This window comes from Arthrobacter sp. CMU6, from assembly GCF_059090205.1.
In genome coordinates, this window is the sequence record NZ_JBNHFL010000024.1 from 58,079 (window position 1) to 78,318 (window position 20,240).

The 20,240-nt window shown below is 66.8% G+C and carries 20 protein-coding genes; 9 read left to right on the forward strand and 11 right to left on the reverse strand.

Annotation, left to right across the window (positions count from 1 at the left end):
- Window positions 1-29: 29 nt before the first annotated feature.
- Together AC5RWD_RS16755 and AC5RWD_RS16760 are read right to left on the reverse strand one after the other, a co-directional pair.
- On the reverse strand, window positions 30-578 hold the full coding sequence (locus tag AC5RWD_RS16755; protein WP_494021090.1) for a hypothetical protein: 549 nt from the start codon (window positions 576-578) through the stop codon (window positions 30-32).
- 61 nt (window positions 579-639) lie between these two features.
- Entirely contained in the window at window positions 640-1,539 is a 900-nt protein-coding gene (locus AC5RWD_RS16760; RefSeq protein ID WP_494021091.1) for an SDR family oxidoreductase, read from the reverse strand.
- 177 nt (window positions 1,540-1,716) lie between these two features.
- Between AC5RWD_RS16760 and AC5RWD_RS16765 the strand changes: the two genes are divergently transcribed.
- Complete coding sequence (locus AC5RWD_RS16765; protein WP_494021092.1) at window positions 1,717-2,214, forward strand: DUF6328 family protein; 498 nt, start codon at window positions 1,717-1,719, stop codon at window positions 2,212-2,214.
- A gap of 8 nt (window positions 2,215-2,222) precedes the next feature.
- On the opposite strand, the gene AC5RWD_RS16770 is transcribed toward AC5RWD_RS16765, so the two are convergent.
- From AC5RWD_RS16770 to AC5RWD_RS16780, 3 genes are read right to left on the reverse strand one after another with little or no spacing between them, the layout of a single operon-like run.
- Window positions 2,223-3,347: a glycerate kinase gene (locus tag AC5RWD_RS16770; protein WP_494021093.1), complete on the reverse strand. Its 1,125-nt coding sequence runs from the start codon at window positions 3,345-3,347 to the stop codon at window positions 2,223-2,225.
- A 54-nt stretch (window positions 3,348-3,401) separates the two neighbouring features.
- Window positions 3,402-5,315, reverse strand: coding sequence for a thiamine pyrophosphate-requiring protein (locus AC5RWD_RS16775; protein ID WP_494021094.1), 1,914 nt, complete (start codon window positions 5,313-5,315; stop codon window positions 3,402-3,404).
- 28 nt (window positions 5,316-5,343) lie between these two features.
- Window positions 5,344-5,571: a DUF6480 family protein gene (locus AC5RWD_RS16780; RefSeq protein ID WP_494021095.1), complete on the reverse strand. Its 228-nt coding sequence runs from the start codon at window positions 5,569-5,571 to the stop codon at window positions 5,344-5,346.
- Between the two features lie 174 nt (window positions 5,572-5,745).
- On the opposite strand from AC5RWD_RS16780, the gene AC5RWD_RS16785 reads away from it, so the two are divergent.
- A complete protein-coding gene (locus AC5RWD_RS16785; protein WP_494021096.1) occupies window positions 5,746-6,192 on the forward strand; it encodes a hypothetical protein in 447 nt (148 codons plus the stop codon).
- Window positions 6,193-6,247: 55 nt separating this feature from the next.
- Here AC5RWD_RS16785 and AC5RWD_RS16790 read toward each other — a convergent pair whose 3' ends face one another.
- The 5 genes from AC5RWD_RS16790 to AC5RWD_RS16810 all read right to left on the reverse strand — a co-directional run bounded on the left by AC5RWD_RS16790 (window position 6,248) and on the right by AC5RWD_RS16810 (window position 11,222).
- The gene (locus tag AC5RWD_RS16790; protein WP_494021097.1) at window positions 6,248-7,087 is read right to left on the reverse strand and encodes a glycerophosphodiester phosphodiesterase family protein; all 840 of its coding nucleotides are present in this window, start codon (window positions 7,085-7,087) and stop codon (window positions 6,248-6,250) included.
- A gap of 22 nt (window positions 7,088-7,109) precedes the next feature.
- Window positions 7,110-7,352, reverse strand: coding sequence for a hypothetical protein (locus AC5RWD_RS16795; RefSeq protein ID WP_494021098.1), 243 nt, complete (start codon window positions 7,350-7,352; stop codon window positions 7,110-7,112).
- Between the two features lie 107 nt (window positions 7,353-7,459).
- Window positions 7,460-8,278, reverse strand: coding sequence for an HAD family hydrolase (locus tag AC5RWD_RS16800; RefSeq protein ID WP_494021099.1), 819 nt, complete (start codon window positions 8,276-8,278; stop codon window positions 7,460-7,462).
- Window positions 8,279-8,361: 83 nt separating this feature from the next.
- A complete protein-coding gene (locus AC5RWD_RS16805; protein ID WP_494021100.1) occupies window positions 8,362-10,041 on the reverse strand; it encodes a sensor histidine kinase in 1,680 nt (559 codons plus the stop codon).
- A 95-nt stretch (window positions 10,042-10,136) separates the two neighbouring features.
- Entirely contained in the window at window positions 10,137-11,222 is a 1,086-nt protein-coding gene (locus tag AC5RWD_RS16810; RefSeq protein WP_494021101.1) for a LacI family DNA-binding transcriptional regulator, read from the reverse strand.
- 280 nt (window positions 11,223-11,502) lie between these two features.
- Here AC5RWD_RS16810 and AC5RWD_RS16815 point away from each other — a divergent pair, with 280 nt between their 5' ends.
- From AC5RWD_RS16815 to AC5RWD_RS16845, 7 genes are read left to right on the forward strand one after another with little or no spacing between them, the layout of a single operon-like run.
- The gene (locus AC5RWD_RS16815; RefSeq protein ID WP_494021102.1) at window positions 11,503-12,825 is read left to right on the forward strand and encodes an extracellular solute-binding protein; all 1,323 of its coding nucleotides are present in this window, start codon (window positions 11,503-11,505) and stop codon (window positions 12,823-12,825) included.
- Window positions 12,826-12,829: 4 nt separating this feature from the next.
- Window positions 12,830-13,732 (forward strand): carbohydrate ABC transporter permease, encoded by a 903-nt coding sequence (locus AC5RWD_RS16820; RefSeq protein WP_494021103.1) that lies wholly within the window; start codon window positions 12,830-12,832, stop codon window positions 13,730-13,732.
- Window positions 13,732-14,634, forward strand: a complete 903-nt coding sequence (locus AC5RWD_RS16825) for a carbohydrate ABC transporter permease (RefSeq protein ID WP_494021104.1) — start codon at window positions 13,732-13,734, stop codon at window positions 14,632-14,634. The genes AC5RWD_RS16820 and AC5RWD_RS16825 overlap by 1 nt, the downstream gene beginning before the upstream one ends.
- A gap of 30 nt (window positions 14,635-14,664) precedes the next feature.
- Window positions 14,665-15,873, forward strand: coding sequence for a Gfo/Idh/MocA family protein (locus AC5RWD_RS16830; RefSeq protein WP_494021105.1), 1,209 nt, complete (start codon window positions 14,665-14,667; stop codon window positions 15,871-15,873).
- Between the two features lie 29 nt (window positions 15,874-15,902).
- On the forward strand, window positions 15,903-16,907 hold the full coding sequence (locus AC5RWD_RS16835) for a sugar phosphate isomerase/epimerase family protein (protein ID WP_494021106.1): 1,005 nt from the start codon (window positions 15,903-15,905) through the stop codon (window positions 16,905-16,907).
- Between the two features lie 34 nt (window positions 16,908-16,941).
- A complete protein-coding gene (locus AC5RWD_RS16840; protein WP_494021107.1) occupies window positions 16,942-17,640 on the forward strand; it encodes a ThuA domain-containing protein in 699 nt (232 codons plus the stop codon).
- Window positions 17,625-18,755: a Gfo/Idh/MocA family protein gene (locus tag AC5RWD_RS16845; protein WP_494021108.1), complete on the forward strand. Its 1,131-nt coding sequence runs from the start codon at window positions 17,625-17,627 to the stop codon at window positions 18,753-18,755. Before AC5RWD_RS16840 ends, AC5RWD_RS16845 begins: the two co-directional genes overlap by 16 nt.
- 73 nt (window positions 18,756-18,828) lie before the next feature.
- On the opposite strand, the gene AC5RWD_RS16850 is transcribed toward AC5RWD_RS16845, so the two are convergent.
- Window positions 18,829-20,184: an HNH endonuclease gene (locus AC5RWD_RS16850; protein WP_494021114.1), complete on the reverse strand. Its 1,356-nt coding sequence runs from the start codon at window positions 20,182-20,184 to the stop codon at window positions 18,829-18,831.
- Between the last annotated feature and the right edge of the window lie 56 nt (window positions 20,185-20,240).

Below are 20,240 nucleotides of genomic sequence, written 5' to 3' on the forward strand. Positions count from 1 at the left end.
GTGCAAATATGTGGCGCTGGCCGGACTGCTTATCCGGCGTCGAACGTCTCGTCGTCGTCGTTGGGTGACTTTTCCTTCGGCAGGTCGTTCCCGCTGCCGTCCGGAATGCCCGCGGCCTCCTGCCCGGGTTCGGAGGAGAACTGTCCGGCGCCGGATTCGTCTGCGTTGCCTTCGTCGATTTCGGCGTCCGCCGAGGGCACGGCCGTGTCCCCGTCCTCGGCGCCGGCCCCGGGCGAGGCGTCCGGATCGCGCGGCAGGGGCGATTCACCCGGGACGGGCTCAAAGCCGGGCTCGCTGCTTTCGGCCTCGGCGTGCAGCTGGTCGTCGGTCCCGCCGAAGCGACCTGCCCCGGGTTCGCCGGAACTGTCCTGGTCCTCCTCGGCGAAGTGGCTGAGGTTCGGGGTGCCGGTCTGGAAGGTCTCACCCTCGGGGCTGTTCTGGTTCAGGCCCGCGGCGTCGAAGTCTTCCTCTTCACGGGGCTGAGCAAACTGCTGGCCGCCGGCTTCCTGTTCCGCGGTGGGTGTGCCGTAGCCTCCAACTTCCTCTTCGGGGGCTGCGTGCTGGTTGTCCTGGCTCATCTGTTCCTCCTGCTTGGTGGGGAATTGTTTGGCTGGGAATTGCTGGCATTTACGGGAAAATTCAAAGACCCTTGCCGCCGGTGACGGGAACCACCGCCCCGGACATGTACGAACCGGCGTCGGACGCCAGCAGAACGTAGGCGGGGGCGAGTTCGGCGGGCTGCCCGGCACGCTGCAGCGGTGTGTCCTGACCAAATTTGGGCAGCTTGTCCGGCCATTCGGTGGCCGGGATGAGCGGCGTCCAGATGGGCCCGGGCGCCACGGCGTTGACGCGGATTCCCTTGGGTCCCAGTTCCTGGGCGAGGGCTTTGGTGAAGGCCACCTGGGCCGCCTTGGTCATGGCGTAGTCGATGAGCCCGGGAGACGGATTGAATGCCTGGATGGAGGCCGTGGTGATGATCGAGGCCCCCGCCTTCAGGTGCGGCACTGCTGCCCGGGCAGTCCACAGCAGCGAATACAGGTTGGTCTTGAAGACTCGGTCGAATTCCTCGGTGGGGAGGCTCTCAAGGCTGTCGCGGTTCTTCTGATAGGCGGCGTTCAGGACCACCACATCCAGCCGGCCAAACTCGGCCACGGCGTCCTGCACTATCGCGGTGCTAAAGTCCTCGTTCCTGCCGTCACCGGCGAGGAGCAGCGCCCGCCGGCCAGCTTTGTGGATCCATTCGGCAGTGTCCTGTGCGTCGTCCTCCTCTTCGGGAAGGTAGGAAATGGCGACGTCGGCCCCCTCGCGTGCGAAGGCGATGGCCACCGCCTTGCCGATGCCGGAGTCGCCGCCCGTGATGAGCGCCGCCTTGCCCTCCAGCGCCCCGCTTCCCTCGTAGCTCAGCTCGCCGTGGTCCGGCTGCGGATCCATGGGGGCGGTCAGGCCCGGCTGCTTCTGTTCCTGCTTTGGAAAAGGCCCCGAATGGTACGTCCCCCGGGGATCGCCGGGCTGGTCAGACTGCTTGGCTGGGTCGGTCATTGTCCACCTGTTCACGTTGTCGGGCTGCCGGTTGTTCGAACCTAACGCAGGTTTGAGGAGCAAGTCCACCACCTTACGCAAGGTTAGTCAGTAAACTTAGCATTTGTTGAATTAGGGCAGACTAGAGCCTAGGTTTGAGGCAAGCGCGCACGCTGGCGGCGAGACAGAGGAGGGTTCATGACCGATCCGGACGCCCCGGCTGGCAGCGGCCGGAACGAGACCCGCGAGGAGCAGCTGGACCGGAACTGGATGGAACTGATCCAGGAGCTGCGTGTCCTGCAGACAGGGGTCCAGATCCTTGCCGGCTTCCTGCTCACGCTGCCGTTCCAGCAGCGCTTTGAGACGCTCGATGACTTCCAGGTCACGCTCTACCTCGTGAACGTGGGCCTCGCCGCCCTTACAACGGCGTTCATCCTTCTGCCGGTCAGCGTCCACCGCCGGCTGTTCCGGAAGCGGCTCAAGGCCACCCTCGTGGCCAGCGCGGACAACATCACCAAGATCGCCCTTGGCGGCGTGGCTGCCCTGAGTGTGGGAACCGCCGCGCTGGTGTTCGACGTTACAGCCGGGCGCACCGTGGGCCTCATCGCCGGCGGCGTACTCTTGGCCGTGCTGGCAATCCTCCTCGCCTATGTCCCCGTGCACCTGCACCGGAGGGCCAAGAAGGAGGGAGACTGAGCGGAGGCTCAGGCCCCTTCCAGCACCTGGCGCGTCGCCCAGGCGAGGTACTTGCCCGCGTCGGAGATGGCATCCTGCGGGCTGGGAGCGACGTCCAGCAGCTGCGCCGCAGCCACCACGCCATGTTCGGCCAATTCCTCCGGCGTGACCAGGATGCGTCCCGCCACCGCCACCACCGGAATTCCGAGTTCGCGCGCGGCCTCCGCGAGCGCGATCGGGGCCTTGCCGGTGAGCGACTGGGAGTCCATGGAGCCCTCGCCGGTGATCACCAGGTCGGCGTCGGCAAGTTTCTCGGCCAGCCCGGTCAGCGCGGCAACCAGTGCGAATCCACCTTCCAGCGACGCGTCGGTGAATGCCAGGAACGACGCCGGGAAGCCGCCGGCGGCGCCGGCACCCGGAACGTTGACGTCCCGGCCCGTCGATTCACGGAGGAGGGACGCCCAGTTACGGAGCCCGGCGTCGAGCTTCTCAATGGCGTCATCATCGGCGCCCTTCTGGCGGCCAAAGACGTGCGCAGCGCCGGCGGTTCCGTAGAGCGGGCTCTGGACATCGACGGCGATCCGGAATCGTACAGCGGAGAGCCGCGGATCCAGTCCGGTGGCATCCAGGGAAACGGCGTCGGCCAGTGAACCGCCGCCCAGCGGCACCACGTTACCCGCGGCGTCGAGCGGCTTCAGGCCCAGGGCGCGCAGGGCGCCGCTGCCGGCGTCGGTCATGGCCGAGCCGCCCACGCCCAGCACGATTTCCGTGGCCCCGGCGTCCAGGGCAGCGGCAATGAGCTGCCCGCACCCATAACTGTGTGCGCGCAGGGAGTTCTCCGGTGTGGGCTCCATGTGGGCCAGGCCGGACGCCTGCGCGGTCTCGATGACTGCGGTGATGGCGCCGGACTGGTCTTTCCGGAGGGCCCAGGCGGCGCCGATCGGAGCCAGGATGGGACCAACGACGGCGTTGATCCGCTCCTCGTAACCGGCGGCGACGGCGGCTTCGAGGGTTCCCTCGCCGCCGTCGGCCACCGGAAACTGGGTGGTCACAGCCTCCGGGTACACGCGGAGTGCACCCTCAGCGATGGCGGCGGCGGCTTCGACGGCGGTGAGTGATCCCTTGAACTTGTCAGGGGCGATGAGGATACGCATGGCACCATCCTGCCATCACCGCCAAGGAAGGCGTTTGCCTGGTCCGTAATGCGGTCAGCCTTGCGATTCTTCCTGGCCCGCGTAGGTGTCCAGCAACGCTGCCGCACCCTTCCCGGATTCACCCTCCTCGGAGAGCGCGGACCGCATCCCGTCCAGCTTTTCGGCACCCGCCGGGAACGGCGGCAGGAGTGGCACGTCGGGGTCGGTCAGGACCTCGAGCACCACCGGACGGTCCGCCGCGAACGCCCGGTCCCACGCACCGGCGAGCTGCTCCGGGGAGTCAACGCGAATGCCGGTCAGCCCCACTAGCTCCGCGTAGCCCGCATAGGGAAAGTCCGGGATCTCCTGACTTGCCGGGAACCGCGGCTCGGACTCGGTTTCCCGCTGCTCCCACGTGACCTCCGCCAGGTCGCGGTTGTTGAAGACGCACACCACGAAGCGCGGGTCAGGCCACTGCCTCCAGCGGTGTGCGACCGTAACCAGCTCCGCGATGCCGGCCATCTGCATGGCGCCGTCGCCGGCCAGCGCCACCACGGGCCTGTCCGGCCTGGCCAGCTTGGCCGCAATCCCGTACGGAACCGAGCAGCCCATGCTGGCGAGCGTCCCCGAAAGATGCGCCGGCACTCCCTCCGGAAGGGTCAGCTGGCGGGCATACCAGTAAACGCAACTCCCGACGTCGACACTCACCTGGGCGTTGTGCGGCAACCGGCCGCTGAGCTCGCGGACCACGAGCTCCGGGTTGACGGGCCTGGCCGGAACGCGGGAGCGCTCCTCGGCGAGGGACCGCCAGCTGCGGACCTGCTCCTCCACGTCCGCCCGCCACTGCTTGCGGGCAGCTGCCTCTGGCCGCACACCCGGTTGTCCGCCGGGTTGCCCGTCTGGCTGCGCCCCCGGCTGCCCAGCTTCCCCCTTCAGCAGCTCCGCGAGCCTGGCAAGGGTTTCGGCGGCATCGCCCACGAGGCCCACTTCAACGGGGTAGCGGTTTCCGACCTTTCGGCCATCGATGTCCACCTGCACGGCCCGGGCAGCGCCGGGTTTCGGGTAGAACTCGGTCCACGGGTCGTTGGAGCCGATAATCAGGAGGGTGTCGCAGTTCCCCATGAGATGCGCGCTGGCCGTGGAGCCGAGGTGCCCCATGGTGCCCGCCGCGAAGGGCAGCGTCTCATCCATGTACGGCTTTCCCAGGAGGCTCGTGGTGATGCCGGCGTCCAGCTGCTGCGCCAGCGCGATCACCTCGGCCTGGGCGTTCTTGGCGCCCTGCCCTACCAGGAATGCCACCTTGCTGCCGGTCCCCAGCACCTCTGCGGCCCTCGCCAGGTCATCATCGTGGGGCAGCACCCGGGCGGGCTGCCATTCCGGCGCGGTGACGATGATGCCGTGTTCCTGGTCGAGCTCGGGGGCCGGGGCCTGCTGGATGTCGTGCGGCACGATCACTACGCAGGGCGATCGGGTTTCGAGGGCCGTGCGGAAGGCGCGGTCCAAAACCATGGGAAGCTGCTCCGGGGTGCTGACCATTTGGGCGAACTGGGCCGCCACATCCTTGAAGAGCGTAAGCAGGTCGATTTCCTGCATGTAGGCCGACCCCAGCACGCTTCGGCTCTGCTGGCCGATGATGGCCACCACCGGGACGCTGTCCAGCTTGGCGTCGTAGAGCCCGTTCAGGAGGTGCACGGCGCCCGGCCCCTGGGTGGACGTCACCACGCCCACGTGGCCGGTGTATTTGGCGTGCCCGACGGCCATGAACGCCGCTGTTTCTTCGTGCCGGGCCTGGACGAATTCGACGCCGGCCCCGGCGTTGGCGCTGTCGGCCCCGCCGCTGCTGCGGCCCTCGGTATTACTGGCCTCGCCGCTGCGGCGCAGCGCGCCCATAAAGCCGTTGATGCCGTCCCCGCTGTAGCCGAAGACCCTGTTGACGCCCCAGGCTTTGAGGCGCTCCACCATTACGTCGGCAACCAGCCGGTCAGCCATCGCACACTCCTTCTGGTAGTCGTCCTGCTTATTCGTCGTGTCCCTGGTCGCCGCTCATCTGGTCTTCGGCGGGCGGCGTCTCGCCGGGCGGCACTCCCCCGCCGGGCTCAAGTCCCGTGACGTTGCCGTCCAGGGGGTCGGGGTTGGGCGTGGCAGCAGAGTCGCCTCCGGCTGCGCCCTTTGTTGTGGCTTCATCTGTCCTGGCGGCGTCCCGGTCAGGGTTGGCCGGGTCATTTTCGGGGTGGTAGGTGCTCATGGCGTTGCGGTCCTCCTTGGAACAGGTACGCCGGCGTGGCGGCGGACTTCGGTGACGGACTCATGCTGCCGGGATCCGGCAACACTGGACTAATTGTAAGCATGCTGATAATTCTGGAACAGTCAGATGCCGCACAGTCCGGCCCCGGCCGGAACGTATCTAAGGAGCAAACTGATGGGAATCGGCGACAGCATTGGCAAAGCAGCGGAAAACGCGATGGAGGACCTGGGGCAGACGTCCGATCCCACGGACGACGCCCACGTTCCTGAGCCCGGAGCATCCGATGAGGACATCCAGGTCCACTCCTCCATCAGCGAAGGTTCCAACGCCGGGGATGACGACCTCGGGCCGCAGCAAAGCAGCCGCACCACCTACACGCCGCAGGGCCCGGGCACCGAGGCCAGCGGAGGCCAAGGCACGTCCGGAACCGATGAGTCAGCGGACGGGTCGGCCGGAGCAGGGACGTCCGGCGGTATCGGCGCGGCAGGCATCACGGACGCGCCGGAAACAGCGCGCGGCGTCCCCGGCCCTGCAGGGCTCCCCGATCCGGATCCGGAGGAACTGCGGGCAGATCCTTCCGAGGGGGACCAGGACCCGGGCACGGGCCTGGGACGCGGGTAGGTTCTGCATCGCGCCTAGGTTCTGACCCGGCTGGATACCTGGCCCGGCGCGATGCCTAGGGCCACTGCCCGCGCGCCTGCAGGACTTCCTTCAGCAGGTCGGCGCGGTCGGAGACGATCCCGTCCACGCCGAGGTCGAGCAGCCGGTGCATCTCGGCGGGGTCGTTGATGGTCCAGACGTGCACATACAGCCCGAGTTCATGCGCCCGGCGCACAAATCCCGGGGTGACGACGGGAATAGCCCGGTAGCGGACCGGTACTTGCAGGGCGTCGACGTCGCGCAGCGCCCGGCGCAGCACCGCCCGCACCGGCACCCCCAGAGCGCGAACGGACAGCAGCGGCCCCAGCACCAGGAAGAGGGCGTTCGCCAAGGTTCCCGCCGATGACGCGGTCCTGCGGCTGAGCTGCTTCAGCACCGCGCGGCGCCGGCGGTCGGAGAAACTCGCGATCAGCACTCGGTCGTGGACCTGGTGGCGCTCCACCGCGGCCACGACGCTCGGCACCGAGTGCCAGTCCTTGACGTCCAGGTTGAAGCGCGCGTCCGGAAACGCTGCCACCAGTTCGTCGAACGTGGGCACGGGATCCGTCCCGCCGATGCGCGCCTCCCGCACCTGGTCTGCGGTGAGGTCATGGATCCTGCCATGGCCGTCGGTGACCCGGTCCAGGGTGCGGTCGTGGAAAAGGAGCAGCTCGCCGTCGGACGTGGTGTGGACATCCGTTTCAAGGTGGGAATAGCCAAGCTCGCTGGCGGCACGGAACGCCGCCAGCGAGTTTTCCAGGCCGGTCAGCGAGAATCCGCGGTGGGCCATGGCCACCGGCCGGCCCGCCCCGGGCACATCCGCGGCGGACCCGCGTTCACGCCCGGCAGCAGAGAAGTAGGGCAGGGTTCCCGTCATCCCCGAAGCTTAGCGGGCACGCTTAATCCGGCAGAATCTCCACGCCGTCGCCGCAGTGCAGCAGGGTGCGGCCGCGGCCACCGTCGAGATCCACCCACACCACGGTGCTGTCCGGGGTGACGGCCGAAACGCGGCCGCCGGTTTCAAATCCCGGCGCCAGCCGGACGCTGACCCGGTCCCCCTCGCGCAGGGCCGACCAATGAGGGGCCGGCTGCGCGGGACGCAGCGGAGCCTCGGCAGCAGTGTTGATCTTTTTCCTGGCCACGATGTCCCCTATCGGTCACTCACCCAACAGGCCACACCCTATGGTGCGGACATGAACGCAAGTTGACCGCAAGCCGGGAATTCGGTGGCAGGCGGGCGTCGGCCGGCTTACGGCAGCTGCAGCCCCAGCGCGGCGAGCTTTTCCTCAAGAATCTGGGCCACGCCGTCGTCGTCAAAATGCGGCGCCTGCTGGCCGGCCGCCCGGATCGCCTCCGGATGCCCGCTGGCCATGGCGTAGCCGTGGCCGGCCCAGCGGAGCATCTCAATGTCGTTGGGCATGTCGCCGAACGCCACCACGTCCGCGGCATCAATTCCCAGCGAGGCGGCGTAGTCGGCCAGCGTGACGGCCTTGTTGATCCCGGGCACAGCGAGCTCCAGCATGGCGACGGTGGGCGCCGAGTGCGTCACTGACGCGAGGCTTCCGACGGCGGGACCCACCTCCGCGAGGAACTCGTCGGCCGTCCCTTCGCGGACGATGGCCAGGAACTTGACGACAGCGTCCTCCGCGGTGAGCGTCGAGGCCAGCGGAGCAGGGGTGAATTCGGAGAGCAGTTCACTCGAGCCGTTCTCGATAAAGCCGGGCTCGAGGTGGAAGCCGGTGAGGGTTTCGGCGGCGAAGAGGGCGGTGGGGCGCACCTTCTTGATGATCCGCCGGATTTCGAAGATGTCGTCGATGGCCATGGTCTGCGCCGAGACCACCTTGTCCGCTTCGAGGTCCCACACCACGGCGCCGTTCGAACAGATCACAGTGCCGGTGTGGCCCAGCTGCTCCTCGAGCGGGTGCAGCCAGCGCGGCGGGCGGCCGGTGACAAAGACGAGTTCAACGCCCGCCCTCCGGCAGGCGTGGAAGGCACGGACTGTGCGGTCACTGATTTTTCCGTCGTGCCCAAGGATCGTTCCGTCTATGTCACTCGCTACCAACCGCATGCTGCCAGTTTACGTGGGCGGACTGCATGCTCTCCGCGGCACCTGACACCGGCTCCCGACATCGGGGCTCAGGACACGCCGCCTCAGGCGACGGGGAGGCTCACCGTCACCATGGTCCCCTTGCCCGGTGCACTGCGCAGGCTGATGGAACCGCCGTGGCCCTCCACAATGGTCTTGCTGATCGGCAGCCCCAGGCCGGCGCCGGGGATGGCCGTGTCCCGCGAGCGGGCGGAGCGGAAGAACTTGGTGAACGCCTGGTCCTGCTCCTGGCCGTCCATGCCGATGCCGGTGTCCGCAATGGAGCAGACAACATGGCTGTTTGCCCGGTAGGCACGGGCAATGACCTTTCCCCCGTCCGGCGAGAACTTGATCGCGTTGGACACCAGGTTGCCGAATACCTGCCGGATCCGCCCGGGATCGACGCGGGCGGACAGGGACTCCCCGGCGTCGAGGACCAGTTCCACCCCGCCGACCGCGGCCTTGGCACGGGAGGAGGCCACGACGTCGGCCAGCAGGCCGGCCACATCGGCTTCCTGCAGATTCAGTTCCACCCGTTCCGAAGCCACGGCGATCAGGTCATTGACGAGGCCCAGCAGATGGTTGGCGTTGCGTTGAACGATCCGCAGTTCCTCCCCGATGTCCTCATGGCCGGGCTCGTCGAGGACCAGTTCGAGGTAGCCGAGAATGGACGTCAGCGGGGTGCGGAGCTCGTGGGACACGGTGGCGACGAAGTTGTCCTTGGCTGACAGGGCACGGATCAGTGCAGTCACGTCGGCGAAGGTGATCACCGCCCCTGCATGGTGACCGTGCAGGGAACTCATAGTGCGGGCCGTAACAGAGTACGCGCGCATATTCTCGCCCTCCCCAGCCCAGTACAGCTCGTCGGTGAACGTCTCGCCGCCGGCCGCACGCGCCACGGGCAGGCGTTCCGGCGGCACCGGAGTAGTACGGTCAGCCTCGAACAGCCGGGGCCCGCTGCCCGAGGGCACCGGGCCGGCCAGCGCGGCGCCGGTCCGCATCGCGGTGTTGGTCAGCACGTCCTGTCCGTCCTGGTCCACGACCCAGACACCCACATTGACCGTGGAGAGCACAGCATCCAGCAGCCCCTGCCGGCGGATGCTCTCGGCGGCCGTGTCTGCGAGTGCCTCGTCCTTCCTGACCAGGGTCTCGCGCTGGCGGTAGAGGGTGCCGGCCACCACGTGGGCCGTGACGGCGATGGCGGCCATGACGAGCGGCAGGAAGATCGTCCTGATTATCGAGCCCTGCGTCGGCGGTGTGCCAAAGGCTGCGGCCGGGAGCACGGTGCTGAGGACGGTTGCGGCCACGGCGAGGACGACGCCGGCCCGGCTGCGTTCGACGGACAGCCAGATCACCGGAAAGACCAGCAGGAGGCTCAGGACGTTGAAGCTGGGACCGCCGGCCTCCCGTGTAAAGCCGATGGCCACACAGTCCAGCACCGGAATCACGGCGTACGCGCCCGCAGGGAGCCGGCCCCAGGGAACGGCCACGCTCAGGACAAAAAGCGCAGTGTGTGCCAGCAATGCGAGCCGGAAGCGTTCATTGGCGAGCGTCTCGGGGTGGAAGACCGAGGCGGCGGCAACCACCAGCAGAACCGTGACGGAGAGTGGCAACTGCCGGACGATGACGCGCCCGCGCGCGTCCAGGCCGCCAAAGAAAGCGTCCACCTTGTCGGCCAGCGCAGAGCCGGAGCCACCGCCAGACCGAAGCTCCGGCTGCACACCCGGTTCACCCACACGACTCATCAGTCTCTTCCCCCCGGAGCAGAATGAAGCAAGTTCCTCCGGCTGCTTGAAGGCGCTGGTCACAGCCTAGTACGCGGGAGGAGGCCCGGGGGAAGCTAGCCCGGGATAATCCCATCTTTACGAGGCCGATTATTCCGCGGCCCAACTTCCCGCGGCGGCGCGGTGGACTCCCTCACCACCAGTTCAGTGGCAAGCTCCACCCTCCGCGAATCCAGCAGCTCCCCACGCATCTGGCGCAGGACGAACCGCAGGGCGGTGGCACCCATCTCCTGCAGCGGCTGGGAAACCGACGTTAGCGGCGGCACCGATTCCTCAGCCTGGTAGGTGCCGTCGAAGCCGACGAGGCTCATGTCCTCAGGCACCCGGATCCCCTGCCGGCGCGCTTCGGCGAGCACACCCAGGGCAATGCTGTCGCTGCCGGCGAAGATGGCAGTGGGAGGCTCGTCCAGGCCAAGCAGGTGCTTCATGCCCTTGGCGCCATGGTCGGAGCGGAAATGGCCCGACAGGACATACTCGTCCTTAACGCCCACGCCGGCAGACCTCATGGCCGCCATGTAGCCATGCAGCCTCGCTTGGTTGCATTCGGCCGCATCGGGGCCGCCGAGGTAGGCAATCCGGCGGTGGCCAAGCTCCAGCAAGTGGGAGGCCGCGACCTTTCCTCCCGCCCAGTTGCTGGCGCCGACGCTCACCACGTCCCCCGGAGGCGGGTTCAGGGGGTCGATGACCACCACCGGGATTTTCCGCCGGTGAAAGGCGTCCAGCTGGGCGTCCCCGAAGGCTGATGTCACCACGATCATGCCGCAGCGGCCCTCATCCAGGATCCGCTGGGCGCGTTGCTCCGGGGTCAGGGTTGATGCGCCCTGCTTGCCGGTCACATTCAGCAGGACCTCGATGTCCGAGAGGGCTGCGGACTCCAGCACGCCGTTGAGCACCTCAACGGCATAGCCGGATTCCAGGCTGTCGATGACCACCTCGACCATTTGGCGGCCCGAGACGTTCCGGCGGTTCTGCAGCGGAGACTTGTAACCGGTCCGCGCCAGCGCGGTCAGCACCTTGGCGCGGGTGTCCGCAGAGACGTCGTCCCTGCCGTTGATCACCTTGGACACAGTGGGAGTGGAGACACCAGCCTCCCGCGCGACGGCCGCCAACGTCAGCTTGCCTTGAGATTCGATCTCGGACATCCATTCCCTTTTTCGAAAGATTTCGAGACCCAGTCTGCAGGGTTCCCATACGTTCGTCAACGCCTACCGCAGCTCTGTAGGCGAAACACAACCCTTGACGCATCGGCGCACCGTCGTTATGTTTTATCTCACACCGCAACGTTTTTCGAAAAATTTCGAAACCGCGGTGAAGGTCTCACCAACAGTTCATGGGCAGCGCCGCCTGATTCCAGGCGGGCTCCCGGATAAGCGAAACCCGGGCTTTCAGCGTCGAGCCCGATGGATGAATGGAAATGTTTAGATGACAACTCGAAAGTTCCGCTCAGTCACGATGGCCATCTCCGCAGCCGCCCTCTCGGTGAGCCTGGCGGCCTGCGGCTCCAGCGGCCCTGCGGGATCCACTGCGGGAGGCGACAGTTCTGCTTCCATGTGGGGCCTGACGGGCGGAAACCAGCCCGTGCTCCAGAAATCCGTCGAGGCTTGGAACAGCGCACATTCCGAGGAGTCCATCAAACTGGACTTCTTCGCCAACGATGCCTACAAGACGAAGGTCCGCACCGCCGTCGGCGCCGGCGAAGGCCCCACCTTCATCTACGGCTGGGGCGGCGGCGTCCTGAAGTCCTACGTTGATGCAGGCCAGGTGGAGGACCTCTCGGCCTTCGTCAAGGAGAACCCTGAGGTGAAGGAGCGCTACCTTCCTTCCGTCCTGAAGAACGGCGAGATCGACGGCAAGACCTACGCCCTGCCCAACAACAATGTCCAGCCCGTGGTTCTGTACTACAACAAGGAAGTCTTCGACAAGGTCGGTGCGCAGCCACCGAAGACCTGGAACGAGCTGATGGCGCTCGTGCCGAAATTCAAAGCGGCCGGAGTCGCCCCGTTCTCACTCGGCGGCCAGTCCAAGTGGCCGGACCTGATGTGGCTGGAATACCTCGTTGAGCGCATCGGCGGTCCAGAAGTCTTCGCGAACATCGCCGCTGACAAGCCCAACGCCTGGTCGGACCCCGCGGTGACCGAGGCACTGACCAAGATCCAGCAGCTGGTGGACGCCGGCGGCTTCGTGAACGGCTTCTCCTCCATCGCCGCGGACAGCAACGCCGACCAGGCCCTGCTCTACACGGGCAAGGCGGCCATGGTCCTGCAGGGCGGCTGGATCTACCAGGGCATGAAGAAGGACGCAGGCAGCTTCGTCACCGGCGGCAAGCTCGGCTTCACCGCCTTCCCCACCGTCGAAGGCGGCAAGGGCGACCCCGCCAACGTGGTGGGCAACCCCTCCAACTTCTGGTCAATCTCAGCCAAGGCCACTGACGACCAGAAGAAGGCCGCCCTTAACTACGTCAAGGATGGAATGTTCACCGACGCCGACACTGACGCCCTCATTGCCTCCGGCGCCGTCCCGGTAATCAACGGCATCGAAAGCAAGCTCGAGGCATCACCCGACAAGGACTTCCTCACCTTCGTCTACGGCCTGGCCAAGAACGCACCGAGCTTCACGCTCTCCTGGGACCAGGCGCTGAGCCCCGCTCAGGGCGACGCGATGCTGTCCAACCTTGACCAGATCTTCCTCAAGAAGATCACCCCGGAGCAGTTCGTTGCCACGATGAACGCCACGATCGGGAAGTAACAGCGTGACCATCACCAGTTCCAACCGCCGGCGGGTCCGCGACGCGGGCCCGTCGGGGTGGCTGGCAGTGCCAGCCCTCGTCTTCTTCCTGGTGTTCGCCGTCGTCCCGCTGGCCGGCGTCGTTTTCCTCAGTTTCACCAGCTGGGACGGACTGCGCGAGATCCGGCTTGAGGGCCTGGCCAGCTGGACCACGGTGCTCACCGACCCGGTGACGGGCAACGCCCTGCTGGTGACCGCCAAGATCATGTTCTTCTCGTTCATCGTCCAGGCACCGATCAGCCTGCTGCTCGGCGTCTTCACTGCCGGAGGCCAGAAGTACCGGGCAGCACTCGCCGTTCTGTACTTCCTGCCGCTCCTGCTCTCATCAGCCGCCGTCGCCATTGCCTTCAAGGCGCTGCTGGACCCCAACTTCGGCCTCGGTCCCGGACTTCAGGTGCCCCTCCTGATCCAGGACTGGCTGGGAAACTCCGACCTCGTCCTTTTCGTGGTGGTCTTCGTCATCGCATGGCAGTTCGTTCCGTTCCACACCCTCATCTACCAGGGCGGCGTGCGGCAGATCCCCACCTCTCTGTATGAGGCCGCGGAGATTGACGGCGCGGGGCGGGTCCGGCAGTTCCTGAACATCACCCTGCCCCAGCTGAAGTACACCATCATCACCTCCTCCACCCTCATGGTGGTGGGCAGCCTGGCCTACTTCGACCTGATTTTCGTTCTCACCGGCGGAGGCCCGGGCTACAGCACCCGGCTGCTGCCGCTGCACATGTATCTGACCGGCTTCAAGGCCAACGACATGGGTGCGGCGAGCGCCTTGGGCGTCATCCTGATCGTCATCGGCCTGGGCCTGGCCCTGCTCCTGCAGCGCCTCGGCGGCAAGAACCGGAACGACAGCCAATTGGAAGGAGCCTGATGGCTTCCACAACACAGCTCCCCGCGGCTCCGGAGGCACCGGCCCTTAGCCCTGCCGCACCGCGCCAGAACTCCAGGAGCGCCGGCCGTCGCCGGCCAAACCTGCCCGGGGGCCTCGGCGGCTGGCTGTGGCTCGCGGTGATCGTCCTGCCCATCTATTACGTGGTGATCACCAGCCTGAAGAACCAGGCCGGGTTCTTTGCCACCAACCCCATGCTTCCACCTGCAGAACCCACGCTGGACAACTACAAGCTGGTGCTGGAAAACGACTTTGCCCGGTACTTCCTGAACAGCGTCGTGGTCACGCTGGGCACGGTCATTCCGGCGCTGTTCGTCTCGTTTATGGCTGCCTACGCGATCGTCCGGGGCAAAGGCCGGTTCGTGAACTGGACCAACAACCTGTTCCTCCTGGGCCTGGCCATTCCGCTCCACGCCACCATCATCCCGATCTACTGGATGATCACCCGCGCCCACCTGTACGACACACTGCTGGCCCTGATCCTGCCGTCCATCGCCTTCGCCATTCCGGTGTCCGTCCTCATCTTGTCCAACTTCATGCGGGATGTGCCCAACGAGCTGTTCGAGTCGATGCGGCTGGACGGTTGCTCGGACTGGTCCATGCTGTGGCGGCTGGCCCTGCCGATGACCAAGCCGGCGGTGATCACTGTGGGTATCTACAACGCCCTGCACGTCTGGAACGGCTTCCTTTTCCCGCTGATCCTCACCCAGAGCCCCGCCACGCGGGTACTGCCGCTCTCGCTGTGGACGTTCCAGGGCGAATTCAGCGTCAACATCCCCGCAGTGCTCGCCTCGGTAGTGCTGGCCACGCTGCCACTGCTGGTGCTGTACATCGTGGCTCGGCGCCAGCTGATCAGCGGCCTGACTGCCGGTTTCAGCAAGTAACCACACGGATTTCGCACGAAAGGACATTGAATGACAACCGCGAAGCCGCTCCGCGTCGGTATGGTGGGCTACGCCTTCATGGGGGCAGCCCACTCCCACGCCTGGCGAACAGCGCCCCGGTTCTTCGACCTGCCCCTGCAGCCGCAGCTCACCGCCGTCGTCGGCCGGAATGCCAGCGGCGTCAGGGCGGCTGCGGACAAGCTCGGCTGGGAGTCGACTGAAACGGACTGGCGCAAGCTGATCGAACGCGACGACGTCGATCTGATCGATATCTGCACCCCCGGCAACACCCACGCCGAGATTGCCACCGCTGCCCTCGAGGCCGGAAAGCACGTGCTGTGCGAAAAGCCGCTGGCCAACTCCGTCGAGGAGGCGGAGCGGATGACCGTTGCAGCAGAGGCGGCAGCGAAGCGGGGCGTCTTTGCGATGTGCGGCTTCAGCTACCGCCGCACGCCGGCGCTGGCACTTGCCAAGCGCATGGTGGACGAAGGCCGGCTGGGGACCATCCGCCATGTACGCGCACAGTACCTTCAGGACTGGCTGTCCGATGAGAACGCACCCATGACCTGGCGGCTGGACAAGAGCAAGTCCGGATCCGGTTCGCTGGGGGACATCGGAGCGCACAGCATCGACGCCGCCCAGTGGATCACGGGGCAGAAGATCACCGGCGTCTCCGCGCTTCTGGAGACGTTCGTTCCCGAGCGGCCCCTGGCCGGGGACCTGGTGGGACTGGGCGGCCACGGCGACGTCGGCCAGGACGCACCCCGCGGAGCCGTCACCGTTGATGACGCCGCAATCTTCAGCGCCCGCTTTGAAGACACAAGGTCCGACGGCGGCGTTGCCGCGGCCGGCGCCGTCGGCGTCTTCGAGGCGACCCGCTACGCACTGGGGCGGAAGAACGCCATGCGGCTGGAACTGAACGGCACCAGGGCTTCCCTCGCCTTCGACTTCGAGGATATGAACGCCCTCTCCTTCTACGATGCCGCCGAATCGCCCGACGCCGGCTTCCGCCGGATCTTCGTCACCGAACCCGAGCATCCATACGTCGGCAACTGGTGGCCCACGGGGCACGGGCTCGGGTACGAGCACGGCTTCACCCACCAGGTGGTGGACCTCGTTCACGCGCTTGCACAGGGCACGCAGCCCGAACCGTCCTTCGCCGATGCCTTGCAGGTCCAGCGCGTACTGGCTGCGGTGGAGGCCAGCGCAGCCAACTCCAGCCAATGGCAGAAAGTCTGAGACCCATGACTGCAGAACAGGGAAACCCGATGACACGACCCATAACACTCTTCACCGGCCAGTGGGCCGATCTGCCCTTCGAAGAGGTGGCCCGGCTCGCCGGAGAGTGGGGCTTTGACGGCCTGGAGATCGCCTGCTGGGGCGATCACCTTGATCCGCGCCGCGCGGCAGAGGACGATTCCTACCTCCAGGGACGGCTGGACATCCTGGCGAAGAACAACCTCAAGGTCTTCGCCATCGCCAACCACCTCACGGGGCAGGCCGTTTGCGATGACCCGATCGACGAGCGACACCAGGGCATCCTGACACCCGAAATTTGGGGCGACGGCGATCCGGAAGGCGTCCGCACTAGGGCGGCGCGGTCCATCATGGACACCGCGCGGGCCGCGGCCCGGCTAGGTGTGAAGACCGTGACCGGGTTTACCGGCTCCTCCATCTGGAAGGCCGTGGCGATGTTTCCGCCTGCTTCGGAGGCCATGATCGAGGCCGGGTACCGGGACTTCGCTGACCGGTGGAACCCCATCCTCGACGTTTTCGACGAAGTGGGGGTCCAATTCGCCCTCGAGGTCCACCCCTCCGAGATCGCCTACGACTACTGGACCACCAAGCGCACCCTCGAAGCCATCGGGCACCGGGCCGCCTTTGGCTTGAACTTCGACCCGTCCCACTTCATCTGGCAGGACCTGGACCCGGTGATGTTCCTGCAGGACTTCGCCGAGCACATCCTTCACATGCACGTGAAGGAGTCCGTGCGCCAGCTTGACGGGCGCAACGGCCGGCTCGGCTCCCACCTGGCCTGGGCCGATCCGCGCCGTGGTTGGGACTTCGTCACCGCAGGCCACGGGGATGTGCAGTGGAACAGGATCTTCCGCGCCCTGAACGCCATCGGGTATGCCGGCCCCACCAGCATCGAATGGGAAGACGCCGGCATGGACCGGCTGACCGGTGCACCGCAGGCACTGGCCCTGGTCAAGGACCTCGCGGCCATTGCCCCGCCCGCCGCGGCATTCGACGCCGCCTTCGCCACCCGCTGAACCACCAATACCTGTTATCCAAAGGAGCTTTGACATGACCGAAAACAAGTCCGCCCTGGTGGTGCGCGGCGGCTGGGACGGCCACCAGCCCTTCGAGGCCACCGAGCTTTTCATCCCGTACCTGAAAAGCAACGGGTACGACGTGCGGATCGAGGAATCGCCCAAAGTCTATGCCGACGCCGCCTACATGGCGGGGGTGGACCTGATCATGCAATGCATGACGATGACCACGATTGAAAGGGACGAGTTCGAGGGACTGCGGGCCGCCGTCGAGAACGGCACGGGCCTGGCCGGTTGGCACGGCGGGATCGCGGATTCCTACCGCAACAATTCCGACTACCTCCACCTGATCGGCGGCCAGTTCGCGTGCCACCCCGGCAAGCATCCGGACGAACGCATCGGAGAGCAGTCCGACAACTACGTGCCGTACACGGTGAACATGCTCCCGGCCGCCGCCCATCACCCCATCACCGAAGGCATCTCCGACTTCGAACTTGTCACCGAACAGTACTGGGTCCTGGCCGACGACTACATCGACGTCCTCGCCACCACCACGCAGAAGGTCCGCGAGTGGGACCCCTGGCACCGCGAAGTGACCTCACCCGCCATCTGGACCCGCCAATGGGGCAAGGGGCGGATCTTCGTCACCACCCCAGGCCATCACGTCGACATTCTCCAGGACACCAATGTCCGCACCATCATCGAAAGGGGCCTGCTGTGGGCAAGTCGCTAGACGCAGGAGAGCACACAAGAGTAGGAATCATTGGCTGCGGCGCCATCATCACCCAGTACCTCACGAATTTCCGCCGCCTGGATCAGATCGAGCTCGTGGCGGTGGCCGACCTGGACCCCGCCCGCGCCCAGGCTGTCGCGGACGACTACGACGGCGTCCGCGCACTTTCCGTGGAAGGCCTCCTCGCCGCGGATGACGTCGACCTGGTCCTCAACCTGACCATCCCCGCGGCCCACGCCGACGTTGCCCTGAAGGCCATTGCCGCCGGAAAGGGCGTTTACGGGGAGAAGCCGCTCGCGGCGACTACCGCCGAGGCGCGGCAGGTGCTGGAGGCGGCAAACAAGGCGGGCGTCGTCGTGGGCTGCGCCCCCGACACGGTGCTGGGCACCGGGATCCAGACCGCCCGCAAGGCGATCGACGACGGCCTGATCGGCGCGCCGATCAGCGCAACGGCCACCATGGTCACGCCCGGCCATGAACGCTGGCATCCCAACCCGGACTTCTACTACCAGCCCGGCGGCGGGCCCCTGCTGGATATGGGTCCGTACTATGTGAGCGCGCTGGTCACGCTACTGGGACCGGTAGTGTCCGTGGTCGGTGCTGCCAGCCACACCCGTAACGAGCGGACCATCGGCTCCGGGCCGCGTGCTGGTGAGACGGTGCCGGTGAACATCGATTCCCACGTCACCGGGGTGCTGGTGCACGCTTCCGGTGCACTGTCCACGCTGCTCATGAGCTTCGACGCCGTGAAGTCCAAGTCGCCCAACATCGAAATCCACGGTGAACGCGGCTCCTTGGCGGTGCCCGACCCGAACCACTTCGACGGCGACGTCCAGGTCTTCCCGCTGGGCGCGGACGACTGGCAGACCCTGCCAGTCTCCGCGGGCTACGTCGACTCCGGCCGCGGTTTCGGAATCGCCGACCTCGCCGCAACACCACAGGGCTCCGAGCCCCGCGCCGGCGGCCAGCTGGCGTACCACGTCCTCGAGGTGATGGAGTCCATGCTGGCTTCGGCCCGGACGGGTTCCGCAATGCAGATCAAGAGCACGGCTGCCCGTCCGGAACCGGTGGAACTGACGACGCTGGCGGCGCAGGTCGCCGAGGTCAGCTCGTAGGAGCCAACTCCTCCCTTGGCAGGTGAAGCGACGGCGGTAATTCGCCGCCGCTTCACCCGTTTCGGGTGCGGTTCTACTGTTCCGGTTGGTCGGGCTGTTGCGGCCGGCCTGGCTGTTCCGACTGGCTGGTTCCGGGCAGGCCGGTTGAACTCCTGCCAATTCCTGCTGGCCCGGTTCCCGGTAGCGGCGGCGCGGTTGAGTGGTAGGTGTGGCCGGTTGGGGTGGTGATTTCGATGGTGTGCCGGGGTCCTGGTCTGGGTTGGGTTTTCCATCCGGGGAGTTCTTTGGTGTGGTTGCAGGCTTCGCAGAGCCCGGCACCGTTGGCCAGGCTGGTTGGACCGTCGTCGTGCCAGGGGATGATGTGGTCGTGGTGGCGGATCGGTGCGTCGCAGTAGGGGGTGCGGCAGGTGTCGTCGCGGACCTGAATGAAGCGGCGCAGCTTTGGCGGGAACAGCCGCCTTCGTGAGTCCATGGCCACGAGGTCGCCCGTCCCGGGGACGGTATACAGGCGGCGGAGCCAGATCCTCAGGTCTTTTACCGCGTCCTTCTGGCTGTCGGCAGAACGGGAAGTGTCTGGGCGGCCGGAAGTGTCTGGGCCGGACCTGCCCGCCGCAGGCTGGTGGTGGGTCGGGGAGCTGGAGTCGTGGCGACCGGCCAGGTGCTGGCCCTGAGCCGAGCCCCGCCCTTGTCGTTGTTCGTCCTGCTTGTTTTGTCCCTGTGCACCGTCGGGGTTGAGGAGGTTGCGGGCCCAGGTGGCGGGGACGACACCGTAGCCGGTGAGGCGGGCGGGTTCGGTGTCGGCTTGGAGGAGGGTGCGGTCGGTCATGACGAGGCTGATGTCGATGCCGGTGATGCCACCGGGGGTGCCGGTGGTCCGTTCGACGAGGGTGTCGGCCATGGCCTGGTTCCGGGAGCGCGGGTCGCCGGTGGCGTGGAGGGTGTCGGCGTGCCGGGTCAGGGCGGCGTAGACGGCGACTCCTTCGTGGGCGGGCAGCAGCGCCGTCAAATAGGTCATGCAGTCCGGGGCGGGGCGCAGGCTGACGGACCGCTCCGACGCGGCGTGGCTGGCGCGCTGGGTGACGGAGCGTGCGTCCCGCCGGATAGCGGCGGCCTTGACAGCGGCGATGACGGCCCGGGTCCCGGCGCCAGTGAAAGTCCCTGTATCCGCGGCCAGTTCCTCATCGACCGCTGCCCGGTCTTCCACGGTCAGGCAGGCTGTTTCTTTCACCACGTGCATGGTGCGTTCTTCGTTGAGCTGGCCGGTGTCCAGGGCGGCCAGAGTGTGGGGCATCTCGGTGACCAGGGCCTTGGCCATGCCGAGGAGACGGCCGCCGCGGTGCGGGGACTCGCCCCGGGCCAGGGCGATCTGCCCGGCCGCTCCCATGGTCTGTTCTTTGGGGCGTTTCTTGCCGAGGTCCTCGGCCGCCAGGGTGCTGCCTGTGGCCTGCCCTAGATCGGCCTGCCCTGGATCGGCCTGCGCAGAAT